Here is a 14,813-nt window from a genome sequence, read left to right on the forward strand (position 1 = left end):
GACTGTTCTACGGGGTGTTCCGCACTGCCTTCACGATCTCGTCGACCGCCGAGTCGATGTCCAGTTCGCGGCTCTCACCGGAGAAGCGATCGCGGATCTCCACCTTGCCGTCGGCCCAGCCGCGGCCGAGGACGACCACCAGTGGAACACCGATCAGCTCCGAGTCCTTGAATTTCACTCCCGGCGAGGCCTTGCGATCGTCGAAGAGCACCTCTATTCCCTGCGTATCGAGTTGTGTCGCAATCGATTCCGCGCCGGCCCGAGCGGCGTCGTCCTTGTTCGCGATCACCAGGTGAACGTCGGCGGGCGCCACCTCCGACGGCCACCGCAGGCCCTTGTCGTCGTGCATCTGCTCGGCGATCACAGCGACCAGACGAGAGACACCGACTCCGTAGGAACCCTGGACCAGACGGACGGGCTTACCGGTCTCGCCGAGTACGTCGACAGAGAACGCGTCGGTGTACTTGTAGCCGAGCTGGAAGATATGCCCGATCTCGATTCCGCGCGCACTGACCAGCGGACCACGACCGTCGGGAGACATGTCGCCGTCCCGCACCTCGGCCGCTTCGATGGTGCCGTCGGGAACGAAGTCACGACCGGCGACAAGGTTCACCACGTGCTTTCCCTTGACGTCCGCGCCGGTGATCCACGACGTGCCGTCGACCACCCGCGGGTCCACGAGATAGCGAACTCCGTTCGCCTGCAACCCGCGAGGTCCGATGTAACCCTTGACCAGGAACGGGTTGGCAGCGAAGTCGGCGTCGGTCAGCAGAGCGAACTCGGCGGGCTCGAGCGAGGCCTCGAGCCGCTTCTCGTCCACCTCGCGGTCACCGGGCAGCCCGATCGCCAGCAGCTCCCACTCCCCCTCGGCGCCCCGAACCTTGAGCAGGATGTTCTTGAGCGTGTCGGCCCCGGTGACGGTGCGGCCCAGATCAGCGCCATTGGCCCATTCGACCAACGTCGCGATGGTCGGAGTCTCACCGGTCTCGTAGTCGACGGCGGCCGGCTGGCCTTCGATCGGAAGCGGTTCTGGCGCAGGCGTGGTGACTGCCTCGACGTTTGCGGCGTAACCCGATTCGACGCATCGGACGTAGGTGTCCTCGCCGATGTCGCTCTCGGCCAGGAATTCCTCGGATGCGCTGCCGCCCATGGCACCCGACGTCGCGGCGACGATGACATACGAGACGCCGAGCCTGGCGAAGATGCGCTGGTATGCCTCGCGGTGGGCGTCGTAGGACTTCTTCAGACCGTCCTCGTCCATGTCGAAGGAGTACGAGTCCTTCATGACGAATTCGCGGCCGCGAAGGATGCCCGCGCGGGGACGCTCCTCGTCCCGATACTTGGTCTGGATCTGGTACAGCGTGACCGGCAGATCCTTGTACGAGTTGTACTCGGCCTTCACCGTCAGTGCGAAGAGCTCTTCGTGGGTGGGCCCCAGCAGCAAGTCGTTGCCCTTGCGGTCCTGCAGGCGGAACAACGCGTCGCCGTATTCGGTCCACCGGTTGGTGGTCTCGTAGGGCTCGCGCGGCAGCAGTGCGGGCAGCGATATCTCCTGCGCACCGATGGCGTTCATTTCTTCACGCACGACGCGTTCGACCTGCCGAAGCACGCGGAGTCCGAGCGGCAGCCAGGAGTAGACACCCGGCGCGATACGACGAACGTAACCGGCACGAACCAACAGCTTGTGGCTGTCGACCTCGGCGTCGGCCGGGTCGTCGCGAAGGGTGCGGAGGAACAGCTGCGAAAGACGGGTGATCACGGGTTGTCAGACTAGTCGGTTGCGCAGCGCCTGTGAGCAGGCGGCCGTGCAGTGAGTAGCCTTGACGATCGTGTTGATTCTGCTGCCTCCCTCCGAGACGAAGTCCGACGGCGGTTCCGGGGCACCTCTCGATCTGGACCGACTGTCGTTGCCGTCGCTCCTTCCGCTTCGCCGAAAGCTCGCCGATGCGCTGGTCGAGCTCGCCGACGACGTCGACGCGTCCGTCACCGCACTCGGACTCGGTCCCACCCAGGTAGACGAGATCGAACGCAACGCCCGGTTGTGGACCTCACCCACCACGCCTGCCTTGCAGCGGTACACCGGGGTGCTCTACGACGCTCTCGACGCGGCGTCGTTCACCCGAGCCGGTCGCGCCCGGGCGGACGCGCGGCTGTGGATCGGCTCGGCATTGTTCGGAGCCGTCCGCGCATCGGACCCCATCCCGTCCTACCGTCTCTCCGGCGGATCGACCATTCCGAACTTCGGCACTCTGCGATCACACTGGAAGCCGGAACTCTCCGATGCCATCGAAGCCGAGGACGAGGGGATTGTCGTCGACCTCCGATCCGGCACGTATCAGCAGCTCGGGCCCGTCCCCGGCGCGATCACCGCAACGGTGCTCACCGAGAAGCCCGACGGCAGCCGATCGGTGGTGAGCCACTTCAACAAGCATCACAAAGGACTGCTCGCGCGCGCGTTGACCCTGACCACCGCTGAGCCGAAGGACGTGAAAGCCGTTGCGCGCGTGGCATCGAAGGCGGGCCTACGCGTCGAAGTGGCGTCGAGCACCGAATTGATCGTGCTCACCGAATGAGCGAGATTCCGGGACTGCTCCGCCGCGGTGCCGACGCCTCGGTAGGCAAGACCAAGAGCCAACGCGTCGCCGACGACGTCGCAGATCGACTGGTGTCGATGGACGCGACCGAACTCGGCTCTCGGGCGCTGACGAACATGATCGAGACGATGTACGAAAACGGTTGGCAACCGTTGGATCTGGTGCACGTCGTGCGGCGTCAGCACACGGTGAGCGTGGCCGATCTCGCTGCCGCAGTTCTGCTGCATCAGGCCGATCTCACCGACGCCGACTCGCGGGCCCCGCAGGACTGGGTGGACCAGATGTCCACTATCTGTGAGCAGTTCCCCCGGGTTGCGGCCCGGGTCGAGGCCACACCCGACTTCCTGACCGCGTACCTGATCTCCTCCGGCAAGTCCGATTACATCGCTGCCAGTGATCAGTGGCTCGACGTGCTCACCCTGCTCGGTCGATGGCAGACACTCCCCCGGTGGCCTCGGCTCGGCCCCACGCCGTCCCAGTGGCCGCGCACGCGTCCCACAGTGACGGGTGTCGCCGGCTCCGACTCACCGAACACCAAGATGCTGAGCAAGATTCGCGGCCTACTGGCCAAGGCCGACGCCACGGACTTCGAGGAGGAGGCCGAGACGCTGACGGCCAAGGCACAGGAGTTGATGACGCGCTACTCCATCGACACCATGCTGCTCTCGCAGGGCCACATCGATATTCACGGCCGACGCGTTCATGTCGACGGCCCGCACGCCCCGGCCAAGGCGCAGTTGTTGCACGTTGTCGGAACCGCCAACCGTGTGAAGGCGATCTGGGACCCGGAATTCGCCGTCGCAACCCTGGTCGGAGCTCCGGTGGACGTGGAACAGACCGAGTTGCTGTTCACCTCTCTGCTGGTCCAGGCAACTCGCGCCCTGTGCCATTCGCCGGAAGCGAAGAAGCGCAAGAAAGCCGGCTCGGCCGCCTTCGGTAAGGCCTTCCTGTACGCCTATGCGATCCGAATCGGAGATCGCTTGACCGACGCCGATGCGCACGCCCTGGAGGAGGCGCGTCACGAATCCGGTGATCTGCTACCGATTCTCGCCGCGCAGACCGTCGCAGTGGAAGCCGAATTCGATCGATTGTTTCCGACGGCGAAGCCGATGCGGGGTCCACGCCTGGACGCCGAGGGCTGGGACTCGGGCCAGGCGGCTGCCGATCGCGCCGACCTCTCGCGCTGAGGTGTGATGTCACTGCTGGTTCGCAAGGCAAAATGATTCTGTGCCCGAAACTCTCGACGACATCATGACGCGAACGTCCGAACTCCTGACCGACCGCGACATGGCCGCACTGTCCACTCTGATGGCCGAGCTGTCTACGACCGATGCGGTGCGCGTGCTCGAGCGTGTCGACTCGTCTCGACGCGCGGTGTTGTTTCGCCTTCTGCCCAAGGACGAGGCGGTGGCGGTCTTCGAGCGCTTCGACGCCACCGTTCGCGGTGAGTTGTTCGAGAGTCTTCGCAGCTACGATGTGATCGCTCTGTTCGAGGAACTCGACCCGGACGACCGTGTCGAATTGCTCGACGAACTCCCTTCCAACGTCGCGCATCGACTGCTGGTGGGCTTGTCCCCCGACGAACGCGCACTCACCGCCCCCATGCTGGGATACGACCGCAGATCGGTCGGCCGCCGCATGAGTCCGGAGTTCGTTCGGCTACGGACCGCTGCGACCGCCGGCGACGCCCTCGATGCCGTGCGTCGTACCGGCTCGAACGCCGAGTCGGTGTATCTATTGCCGATCACCGACGATCACCGCACTCTGTTGGGGGTGGTGACGCTCGCCGATCTGGCGACAGCGGCACCGAGCACTCCGGTCGGCGATCTGTCCTCGGATCATCCGGTGGTCGAGGCCGATTCGTCGGCGGAGGAGGCTGCACGGCTGTGCTTCGAGCACCGTAGTCCCGCGGTGGTGGTCGACTCCGAGCAACGGCTGATCGGGATACTCACTCTCGAGCAGTCCGCGCGCATCCTCGAGGAGGCGGAGGACGAGGATGCCGCCCGGGCGGGCGGCTCGGAGCCGCTACGGCGCCCCTACCTGTCCACGCCGGTGCTCGCCATCGTTCGCTCCCGTGTGGTGTGGCTGCTGGTGCTGGCGTTGTCGGCGATTCTCACGGTGCAGGTACTGGAGATCTTCGAGCATGCCCTTGCCGCCGTGGTCACTCTCGCCCTGTTCATCCCTCTGCTGACCGGAACCGGAGGCAACACCGGCTCGCAGGCCGCGACCACTGTCACGCGGGCACTCGCGCTGGGTGACGTGCGACCGCGGGACATCGCCGCGGTGCTGTTCCGCGAGGTTCGGGTCGGAGCGACGATGGGTGCGATGCTCGGCACGTTGGGCTTCGTCATCGCCGGGCTCGTCTACGACTGGCACCTCGGCGTCGTCATCGGAACGACGCTGCTGTCGATCTGCACACTTGCGGCCACGGTCGGCGGCGCGATGCCGCTGATCGCGAAGAAGATCGGTGTGGACCCGGCGGTCTTCTCGACACCTTTCATCTCCACCTTCTGCGACGCGACGGGGTTGATCGTCTACTTCCTCATCGCGAAGGCCGTGCTGGGCGTGTGATCAGCCCTGCTCGTCAGGCTTTCTGAGCGTCTTCCTGCGCAGCCTGGGCCTGAGCGACCTGCTGCGGGGTGAAACGAATGAACGCCGCAGCGATTCCCGCGACCACGGCACAGACGGCGCAGCAGAAGAGCGCGAACATGTATCCCGAGCTCAATGCATCGAGCTGATTGTCGTTCATCAGCGTCGCCGGTCCCGAGATGCCGCCCAGCGAGAGGGTGCGCGAGGTGACCAGAGCGCCGATCACGGCCAGCGCAAGCGGTCCGCCGAGGGTCTGGGCAACCAGGGCGATAGCGGTCAACGGACCGATCTCGGTGGGGCTCACTCCGGCGATGGCGCACAGCGGGAGCGGCACCACCGTCAGGCCGACACCGAAGCCGATGCCGATGACGGGGAAGAACAGCCCGGGGAAATACGACGAGTCCGCGTTCATCGTCGCAACCGACACCATGAGCCAGCCGACCATGATGACGGCACCGCTCAGGATCAGCCAACGAGGAGCGATGCGCGTCACCAACTGCGAGGCCAGGAATGCGGCGGCTCCGAGTCCGAAGGCGAACGGCACGAACGCCAGGCCCGCGTGCAGTGGGCTGTATCCCAGGATGTCCTGAACGAACAGTGCCACGTACGCGGCGAGGCAGAACATCACGCCACCGGCGAAGAAGATGGCCACGAAGGTCGCGACCCGATCCCGGTTGCGGAACAGCGAGAACGGCAGCAGTGGATTGTCTGCGCGGCGCTCGACCAGCAGGAACAGCCCGAGGAAGAGCAGACCGGCGAGCAGCGAGACGATGACGATCGGATTGGTCCAGCCCAGCTCGGTACCCTCGCTCAGCGCCAACACCACGCCGGTGCAGCCGAGCGTCGCCAGAATCGCGCCCGGAACGTCGAGAGGCAGCCGCGTCCCCACCGTCTCCTGCAAGGACACGACTGCGAGCACCACGATGACGGCACCGATCGGCACGTTGATCAGGAAGATCCATCGCCACGACACTTCGGTCAGCGCACCGCCGATGATCAACCCGGCGATGGAGCCCACACCCGTCATGGCCGCGTAGATCGCGATGGCCTGGTTCCGGACCGGTCCAGGCGCGAACGTGGTGGCCACCAACGCGAACGCCGTGGGCGACGCCACCGCGGCTCCCACGCCCTGAAGCGCGCGGGCCGCTACCAGCGTGGCCTCGTTGACCGCAAGCCCGCACAGCAGGGACGCGATCGTGAACAGCACGACGCCGGCCAGGAACATCTTCTTGCGGCCGAACGCATCACCGAGTCTGCCGCCGAGGAGCATCAGTCCGCCGAACGCGAGTGCATACGACGTGAGCACCCAGTTGCGTCCGGCATCGGACAGGCCCAGATCGGCCTGCAAGGGAGCCAGGGCCAGGTTGGCGACGGTGCCGTCGAGCACCACCATCAGCTGCAAGCCGCTCAGGACGATGATCGCCAACCCGAACGCTCGGGTCGTGACCGGGTACTTGACCTCGGTGCTGGAGGTATCGGACATCGATGATTCAGGCACGGGCGTTCACGTTACCGGCGTGTACAGAGAAACCGGCAACGGTTCCGATGACCACGATGGCCGGAGGCCTGATCTCTGCGTCACGAACCGCGTCGGCGACGGTGCTCAGGGTCGCGCGAACTTCACGCTGGGTGCGCATGGTGCCCTCCTGAACGACGATCACCGGAGTGTCCGACGGTCGACCCCCGGCGATGAGAACGTCGGCGAACAGGCCGATGCGCTCGACGGCCATCAGCAACACGATGGTGCCCTTGAGCTTGGCCAGCGCGTTCCAGTCGACGAGCGAATCGGGATGGTCGGGTGCCACGTGACCGCTCACCACGACGAACTCGTGGGTGACGGCGCGGTGCGTCACCGGGATCCCGGCGGACGAGGGCACCGAAATGGCACTGGTGATGCCCGGCACCACGGTGACCGGAATGCCCTCGGCGGCGAGTGCTTCGAGCTCCTCGTATCCCCGACCGAACACGTAGGGGTCGCCGCCCTTGAGCCGAACGACGAACTTGCCCGCTTTCGCACCGTCGATCAACGCCTGATTGATCGCCTCCTGCGCCATCGCGCGGCCGTACGGAATCTTCGAGGCGTCGATCACCTCCACATGTGGGCCCAGTTCGGCAAGCAGCTCGGGCGGTGCGAGCCGGTCGGCCACCACGACATCGGCGTACGCCAGCAGCCTGCGGCCACGGACTGTGATGAGGTCCGGATCACCGGGTCCGCCGCCGACCAGTGCGACGCCGGTCAACGGAGCATGAGCGGAGTCGGCGACCACTCCCGACTGCAGCGCCTCGATCACGGCATTGCGTACCGCGGCCGACCGGCGGTGCTCGCCGCCCGCGAGCACACCGAGAGTCAGTCCGTCCCATTCGGCCGACGCCGGGGTGACCGCGGTGCCGTCCTTGGCGATGTCGGCTCGCACACAGAAGATCCTGGACGCGGTGGCCTCGGCGACGATGGCGATGTTGGTGTCGGCCTCGTCGGTGCACGCGACGGCGTACCAGGCATCGGCGAGGTCGCCCTCGCGATAGTCGCGCAACTCGATCGTCACCTGACCGCTGGTGGCCATCGCTTCGACAGCGGGCGTGGCCTCGCGAGTGATGACGTGCACCACGGCACCGCAGGAGATCAGCAGCGGCAATCGACGCTGCGCGACGGTGCCTCCACCGACCACGACGACGCGTCGACCTTCCAGATTGAGGCCGACCAGATAGGGAGAGTCAGTCGCGTTCACGAGAGGGAACGCTACCGCGCGCGCTGCACCCGCTTCTCGTCCCATACGGGCTCATCGGACTCGTAGGCCTGGCCGGTGCTGCCGAACACCAGGAATCGGTCGAAACTGCGCGCGAACCAGCGGTCGTGGGTGACGGCGATGACCGTGCCGTCGAACGCTGCGATCGCGTCTTCGAGTGCGTCGGCCGACATGAGATCGAGGTTGTCGGTCGGCTCGTCCAACAGCAGCAGGGTGGCACCGGACAATTCGAGCAGCAGAATCTGCACGCGCGCCTGCTGGCCGCCGGAAAGGTTGTCGTAGGACTGCTCGGCGGCGCGCGCCAGACCGTAGCGGTCCAGTGCCCTCCCGGCGGCCTCTCGCCCCATGCCGTCTCGGTGCTCGTTGCCCATGTGCAAGATGTCGAGGAGCGTGTTGCCCGCGAGATCCGGACGTGTGTGGGTCTGCGCGAACAGGCCGGGCCTGACGCGAGCCCCGAGCACCGCGGTGCCGGTGTGCGGCACCGGATCGAGAGCCAGTTCCTGCACCGGCTCGTGCTCCTTCTCCGGATCCGTGCCACCGTTGGCGAGCAATCGCAGGAAGTGCGATTTGCCGGAACCGTTGGAACCCAGCACGGCGACGCGATCTCCGTACCAGATCTCGGTGTCGAATGGCTTCATCAGTCCGGTCAGTTCCAGACCCGTACAGACCAACGCACGCTTGGCTGTTCGGCCGCCGCGCAGACGCACGGTGACATGCTGCTTCAACGGCACTGCTTCCGGCGGTCCGGCCTCCTCGAACTTCGCCAACCGAGTCTGGGACGCGTGGTAGCGAGCGGCGACCCCGTCGTTGAATTTGGCCTTCTCCCGCAGGCGAAGCACCAGCGCACGCAGTTTGACCAGTTCCTCGTCCCACCGTCGACGCAGTTCATCGAGCCGAGCATTCCGGTCCTCGCGCGCGGCGTGATACGTCGCGAACCCGCCGCCGTGCACCCAGGAGGTGGCACCGCTGACCCCCGGCTCGAGTGTCACGATCCGGTTCGCGGCATTGGCGATGAGCTCCCGGTCGTGGCTGATGAACAGGACGGACTTGTCGGAATCGCGAATGGTCGCTTCCAGCCATCGCTTGCCCGGCACATCGAGGTAGTTGTCCGGCTCGTCGAGAAGCAACAGATTGTCCGAGCCGGCGAACAACGCTTCGAGTACGAGGCGCTTCTGCTCACCGCCACTGAGGGTCGACGCGGCGCGCCACTTCGCGCGGTCGAACGGCATTCCGAGTGCTGCCGTGGTGACCTTGTCCCAGAACGGCTCGAGGTCGTAACCGCCGACGTCACCCCAATCCGACAGTGCCTGGGCGTACTTCATCTGGGTCTTCTCGTCGTCGATCTCGATCATCGTGTTCTCGGCGTCGTCGAGTGCCGCAGCCGCCGTGCGGACCGCCGGCGACGCAACCGAGAGCAGCAGGTCGCGCACGGTCGAGTCGTCGCGCAACTGACCGACGAACTGCCGCATCACCCCGAGCGAACCGGAACTCGACACCGAACCCTCGTCGGCCGTCTCGTCGCCCGCGATGATCCGCGTCAGTGTCGTCTTGCCCGTCCCGTTGGGCCCGATCAGGGCAGTCTTGGCACCGTCGCCGACGCGAAACCCGACACCGTTGAGCAACTGCCGTCCGTCGGGCAGGAAGTAGACGATGTCGTTCAGTTCGAGGTGGGCCACAACGAACCAGCCAACCTCATCGGCCCGGCGATGGCCAATCGTTTACCGTTCTCTAGGCGAGGGCCAGGGTCGACGTCTCGGTGAGAACCTGTGTGCCCGCATCGTCGACGTGGGCGTGGTGCACTCGCAACCGAGCCGAGTCGCCGTGCAGGGTCAGCAGCATGACGCCGTTGTCGAACCACGGGCCTGCCTCGGCCTCCCATTCGACACCGGAGGGGCCCACGTGTGCGGCTCGAGCGAGTTTCGACAGGATTCGGGCTGCCGGACGCTTGATGGCCAGCTTGTTGACCGCGCGGATAGGGAGATCGAGCGGATTGCGGAACGGCGACATGGTCAGTTGATACGTGGCAGGTACATCGCGCCCGCCGACCCCGAAATTCGCGTTCGCCACGTACGAACAGTGCACGTCACCCGAGAGCCACATGATCGAAGCAGGCTTGTTCTCACCGCGCGAGAGCTCACGCGTCAGGGCGGCCATGTCGTTGAACGAGTTGGTGAAGGCCGCCCAGTGTTCGAGGTCGAGGCCGATCCGCATCTTCTCGGCCACCTTGGCCGGCATGGCACCCCAACTCCCTTGCGCCACAGCCTCGTTCCATTGCTCCAGGTAGTGCAGCGCGGGCAGCATGAGGTAGGGCAGCGACGAACCGAAGAGCAGGTGCCGCGGGCTCTCTTCGAGCGCGCGTTCTCGTACCCACGCCCACTCCTTCTCGTCGACCATCTCTCGGTTGTTCGGATCCAGGTTCCGCGAGCAGCGCGAATCGATCATGATCAGCCGCGTATCGCCGAAATCGCGGTAGAAGCTCCACCGTCCGGTCTCGGGTTTCCGGTCGACGCGTAAAGCGAAGTCGGCCAACAACTTCTCTCGGTCGGCATCGGTGTCGGCAGACCGAACGGCGGCGTACATCTCGTCCTGCGCCAGTTCCTTGGGCGAAAGGTTACCCAGGTGCTGGTACACCCAGTACGACGAATACGCGCCGACCACACGATCGTTCCACCAGGGCCGCGTCACGATGTCCCGCCGCCACGACGCGGACGAGTTCCAGTCGTCGCGCAGATCGTGGTCGTCGAGGATCATGCACGACGGGATACTCGCCATCAGGGTCCGGACCGGCTCGAGTCCCCACGATTCTCGGTACAGCCAGGAGTACTCCTCGAAATCGCAGATCTCGTTCTCGGCGTCGGTTCCGATCGCACTGGAGGGACCATCGCCCGAGCGTCGGCGCGCTTGAAGCCGTTCGACGATCTCCGGCGACGGGTCATCGGCGTACACCTGGTCACCGAGGAGCAGCAAGGCCTGCGGCCACCGACTCGGATCCTGCTCGATCAGCGCGTTCCCCAGCCCGGCCAAGGCGTCGGCGCCGATCTGTTTCAGGGATTCGTCGCTGTAGTTGTCGCCGCGTCGACACGATCCGAAGGCGAGTGTGACAGGCCCCTCGGCGTCGACTGTGTGGATGGCGGCCGTCCGCCCCTCCGGCGGCCACACCCGACTGTCGTCGACGAACACCTCGTAGTGCACCGTCGAATTCGCCGGCAGGCCTTCGAGCGGCACCAGCGCGTAGTGGTGGCCGTGCACTCCCCACGTTTGTTCGGAACCCTGGACGCCTACGTCGGTCACGACCGAAATCTTCGACGATTCGGCCATCTCGAACCACAGGGTCGCAGTCTCGGTACCGACGTATCGAACGATCGGGCCGAGCAGGACAAGGCTGTCGGAGGTCATTCGATCCACAGTGCCCGCGTCGGCCGGCTTTCGCCAGTCAGTCGAGCAGATCGGCCGTCACCGGCGGGCGGCGACCACGACCTTCCCCCGTACGTGCCCGGTCTCGACCAACCGATGTGCTTCGCGAAGTTGCTCGGCATCGATCGGAGACAGAACCGTCGTGGCAGTGGTGCGCACCGAACCCGCATCGACGAGCTCGGCCACCCTGGTCAGTAGCTCGTGCTGACGAATCAGATCCGCAGTCTCGTGCATCGGGCGAGCGAACATGAACTCCCAGTGCCACGAGATCGCCTTCGTCTTCAGCGGGAGAACGTCGAGCGTCTCGGGATCGTCGATCGCCACTATGTGCCCGAACGGTGTCAACAGGTCTGCATAGATCTCGACCTGGCCGGCGGAATGGGCAGTGAACACGTAGTCGATGCCGTCCGGTGCCACTCGGCGTACTTCGTCGCGAAGATCGCGGCGGTGATTCACCACCTCGGCTGCACCGAGAGAACGAACCCACTCCACTGCGTCCTCGTCCGCTGCCGTCGCGATCACGCGCACACCGGGAACGAGTTCCCGAACAAGCTGCAGCACAACAGATCCCACGCCTCCGGTGGCCCCCACCATCAGCAACGTCCCGGTGGTCTCGGCAGTGATGCCAAGCTTGTCGAACAGTCCTTCCCAGGCGGTGATCACGGTCAGCGGCAACGCCGCAGCATCGGCGAAATCGAGTGTCGTCGGCTTCTTCGCCACAATGCGTTCGTCCACCGCATGAAACTGCGAGTCGGTGCCGGGTCTGCCGATGTCTCCCGCGTAGTAAACCTCGTCCCCCGGTGCGAACATGGTGACGTCGGCACCGACTGCGCGCACCACACCTGCGGCGTCGAACCCGAGAACCTTCGGGACGCCCTGCGGATCGTTGCCGGCACGGACCTTGACATCCACCGGGTTCACCGACACCGCTCTCACGTCGACCAGCAGGTCTCGCGGCCGCACGGTGGGCACGTCGACGACCACGTCCGTGAGGCTGGCGGAATCGTCGATCGGAAGCGAGCGGGTGTAGGCAACGGCTTTCATCGTCTCGGTCATACCTACAGGATGGCCCGAACCCCCTGTCCACCGTCAAGGCAGAGCTCGACAACGGCAACAGTGACACCGTCCAGACCGAGCCTGGGTACCGTCAACTCCGTCGAACCGCCGGCCAGTAGTGCCGCTGCTTCGGCGACGCTGGCACTTCCGACGGCACGGAGCACCCGGACCGACACGGTGGGCGTGACGACGGTCGACAGTTCCCTCGCCGAGTAGGTCACGCCCCGAACCCCCATGCTCGACGCCACCGCGACCACCAGTTCTGCTTTTCGGTCGATCGAGGCGATGGCCTCGACATGCCAGTCCGGTTGCAGCACTGCGGAGATCGCGGCCACGACGTCGGCGGCATCGACGCCGGCTCGGGCACCTATACCGACGACCACCCGCATTCTGGGCCGGCTCTACACGCGCGCGTAGTCGACTGCGGCGGAGACGAATCGGGCGATCGACTCGGGGTTGCCCGCGGCATGGGTGTGCAGGTAGGACGCGTGCACTCCGCCGCGGACGAAGCCTTCGCGAGCGGTGGTTCTGCCGTCCGGTCGCTGCCGATGCCAACCCCAGGCCGCCGACGCCGCCTCGCGCACTGCGACGAGCTTCGTGCGATGGAACTCGTGACCGGTGACACGGGTGCCCGCGTCGAACAGTGTCGACGATTCCAGCGCAACCGCATCGCGGTATCCCAGCGTGAGGGTGTTCCCGAATTCCGCGTCCACGTCGATGACTCCGGCCATGGCGTGACCGTCCAATCGCCCTGCCAGATAGAGCAATCCGGCGCACTCGGCATGGATCGGCAATCCCTGGGCTGCCGCTGCTCGAATGTCCGCGAGCAGTAGCTCGTTCGCCGACAGTGCGGCCGCGTGTTCCTCCGGGAATCCGCCGGGGAGGACGACTCCTGCTGTGCCGGGTGGTAATCCGTCACGCAGCGGATCGAACACGGCCACGTCGGCCCCCGCCGCGCGGAGCAGTTCGACGTGTTCGGTGTATCCGAAAGTGAATGCCGGGCCACCGGCCACAGCGATCACGGGTGATCCCGCGGAGATGCGTACCTCGTTCTCCGGCGACCACGGCGGCGCAGTCACCGACGATCGAGCCAAGGCGCTCACAGCCTCGATATCGACGAACCGAGAGACGAGGGCGCTCATCGCGTCGACGGCATCGGTTGCGGCACCACCGTGTTCGACTGCGGTGATCAGCCCCAGGTGCCGTGACGGGACCACCAGTTCGCTCATGCGCGGCAACGCGCCGAGTACCGGAACTCCCACCCGTTCGCACGCTTGACGCAACACGTCTTCGTGCCGCTGACTGCCGACGCGATTGAGAATCACTCCGCCGATGCGGACGCTGGCGTCGAACGTCGAGAACCCGTGCAGCACAGCGGCAAGCGATTGACTGTGTCCGCGGGCGTCGACCACCAGGATCACCGGGGCACCGAGCATCGCGGCCACTCGTGCGGTCGATCCCTCGGCGGAGGCCTCCCCCGGTCCGGTCATGTCGATCTTGCCGTCGAACAGTCCCATGACGCCCTCGACAACCGCGATGTCGCACCCCCGACTGCCGTGTCGGAACAGGGGCCCGATGCGGTCGGCACCGACCATCACGGCGTCGAGGTTGCGGCCCGGGAGCCCGGCCGCGAGCGAGTGATATCCGGGGTCGATGTAGTCCGGCCCCACCTTGAACGGTGCGACGGTACGGCCTGCGCTGCGCAGCGCACCCATCAGCCCGGTGGCCACCGTCGTCTTTCCGCTGCCCGACGCGGGGGCCGCGATCACCACTGCGGGACAGGACTGGTTCACCATTCGATGCCTCGCTGACCCTTGCGTCCCGCGTCCATCGGATGCTTGACCTTGGCCATTTCGGTGACCAGGTCCGCCGCCTCGATCAGTTCACGAGGTGCATCGCGTCCGGTGATGACGACGTGCTGATTTCCCGGTCGATGGGTCAGGACGTCCACCACTTCGGCAACGTCGACCCACCCCCACTTGAGTGGGTAGGTGAACTCGTCCAACACGTAGAAACGGTGCGACTCCTGCTCGATTCGCCGAGCGATCTCCTGCCAGCCCTCTGCAGCGGCCTCGGCATGGTCGACGTCGCTGCCCTTCTTGCGAGTCCACGACCACCCCTCGCCCATCTTGTGCCATTCGACGGCTCCGCCGACCCCGGTGCTCTCGTGCAGTTCGCCGAGTGTGCGAAACGCCGCTTCCTCGCCGACCTTCCACTTGGCACTCTTGACGAACTGGAACACTCCGACATCGAAACCCTGATTCCAAGCGCGCAACGCCATTCCGAATGCGGCCGTCGATTTCCCCTTGCCCGGTCCGGTATGGACGGCGAGCACGGGCAGATTGCGGCGCTGACGCGTCGTGAGGCCGTCCTGCGGAACGGTTCCGGGAGCCGGTACACCCTGAGGCATCGCGTA

General features: G+C 65.8%; 12 protein-coding genes. 3 read left to right on the plus strand and 9 right to left on the minus strand.

Annotated features, from left to right (window positions below; genetic code table 11):
• Positions 1–7 precede the first annotated feature (7 nt).
• Positions 8–1,759, minus strand: a complete 1,752-nt coding sequence (locus AABD04_RS13905) for a proline--tRNA ligase (RefSeq protein ID WP_341441539.1) — start codon at positions 1,757–1,759, stop codon at positions 8–10.
• A gap of 70 nt (positions 1,760–1,829) precedes the next feature.
• Between AABD04_RS13905 and yaaA the strand changes: the two genes are divergently transcribed.
• The 3 genes from yaaA to mgtE are packed head-to-tail and all read left to right on the plus strand — an operon-like array spanning position 1,830 to position 5,165.
• Positions 1,830–2,573, plus strand: coding sequence for a peroxide stress protein YaaA (gene yaaA / locus AABD04_RS13910; protein WP_335740758.1), 744 nt, complete (start codon positions 1,830–1,832; stop codon positions 2,571–2,573).
• Entirely contained in the window at positions 2,570–3,781 is a 1,212-nt protein-coding gene (locus AABD04_RS13915; protein WP_341441540.1) for a DUF2786 domain-containing protein, read from the plus strand. Before yaaA ends, AABD04_RS13915 begins: the two co-directional genes overlap by 4 nt.
• Before the next feature lie 40 nt (positions 3,782–3,821).
• Positions 3,822–5,165, plus strand: coding sequence for a magnesium transporter (mgtE, locus tag AABD04_RS13920; protein ID WP_341441541.1), 1,344 nt, complete (start codon positions 3,822–3,824; stop codon positions 5,163–5,165).
• Between the two features lie 13 nt (positions 5,166–5,178).
• Here mgtE and AABD04_RS13925 read toward each other — a convergent pair whose 3' ends face one another.
• Genes AABD04_RS13925 through cobO form a run of 8 tightly spaced genes read right to left on the minus strand, consistent with a single transcriptional unit; the run spans position 5,179 to position 14,807 of the window.
• The gene (locus tag AABD04_RS13925; RefSeq protein ID WP_341443054.1) at positions 5,179–6,666 is read right to left on the minus strand and encodes an MFS transporter; all 1,488 of its coding nucleotides are present in this window, start codon (positions 6,664–6,666) and stop codon (positions 5,179–5,181) included.
• A 7-nt stretch (positions 6,667–6,673) separates the two neighbouring features.
• Positions 6,674–7,909 (minus strand): uroporphyrinogen-III C-methyltransferase, encoded by a 1,236-nt coding sequence (cobA, locus tag AABD04_RS13930; RefSeq protein WP_374230213.1) that lies wholly within the window; start codon positions 7,907–7,909, stop codon positions 6,674–6,676.
• 11 nt (positions 7,910–7,920) lie between these two features.
• Positions 7,921–9,603 (minus strand): ATP-binding cassette domain-containing protein, encoded by a 1,683-nt coding sequence (locus AABD04_RS13935; protein WP_341441542.1) that lies wholly within the window; start codon positions 9,601–9,603, stop codon positions 7,921–7,923.
• Between the two features lie 52 nt (positions 9,604–9,655).
• Positions 9,656–11,323 carry a DUF7800 domain-containing protein gene (locus tag AABD04_RS13940; protein WP_341441543.1) on the minus strand — a complete coding sequence of 556 codons (1,668 nt, stop codon included), beginning with the start codon at positions 11,321–11,323 and terminating at the stop codon, positions 9,656–9,658.
• A 57-nt stretch (positions 11,324–11,380) separates the two neighbouring features.
• Positions 11,381–12,397, minus strand: a complete 1,017-nt coding sequence (locus AABD04_RS13945; protein WP_243593337.1) for a zinc-binding alcohol dehydrogenase family protein — start codon at positions 12,395–12,397, stop codon at positions 11,381–11,383.
• A gap of 2 nt (positions 12,398–12,399) precedes the next feature.
• Entirely contained in the window at positions 12,400–12,786 is a 387-nt protein-coding gene (locus AABD04_RS13950; RefSeq protein WP_243593338.1) for a cobalamin biosynthesis protein, read from the minus strand.
• A gap of 12 nt (positions 12,787–12,798) precedes the next feature.
• The gene (locus AABD04_RS13955; RefSeq protein WP_335740762.1) at positions 12,799–14,193 is read right to left on the minus strand and encodes a cobyrinate a,c-diamide synthase; all 1,395 of its coding nucleotides are present in this window, start codon (positions 14,191–14,193) and stop codon (positions 12,799–12,801) included.
• Positions 14,187–14,807: a cob(I)yrinic acid a,c-diamide adenosyltransferase gene (gene cobO, locus AABD04_RS13960; RefSeq protein ID WP_243593340.1), complete on the minus strand. Its 621-nt coding sequence runs from the start codon at positions 14,805–14,807 to the stop codon at positions 14,187–14,189. Before cobO ends, AABD04_RS13955 begins: the two co-directional genes overlap by 7 nt.
• Positions 14,808–14,813 lie beyond the last annotated feature (6 nt).

This window comes from Rhodococcoides navarretei (genome assembly GCF_038069675.1).
Lineage (GTDB): Bacteria > Actinomycetota > Actinomycetes > Mycobacteriales > Mycobacteriaceae > Rhodococcoides > Rhodococcoides navarretei.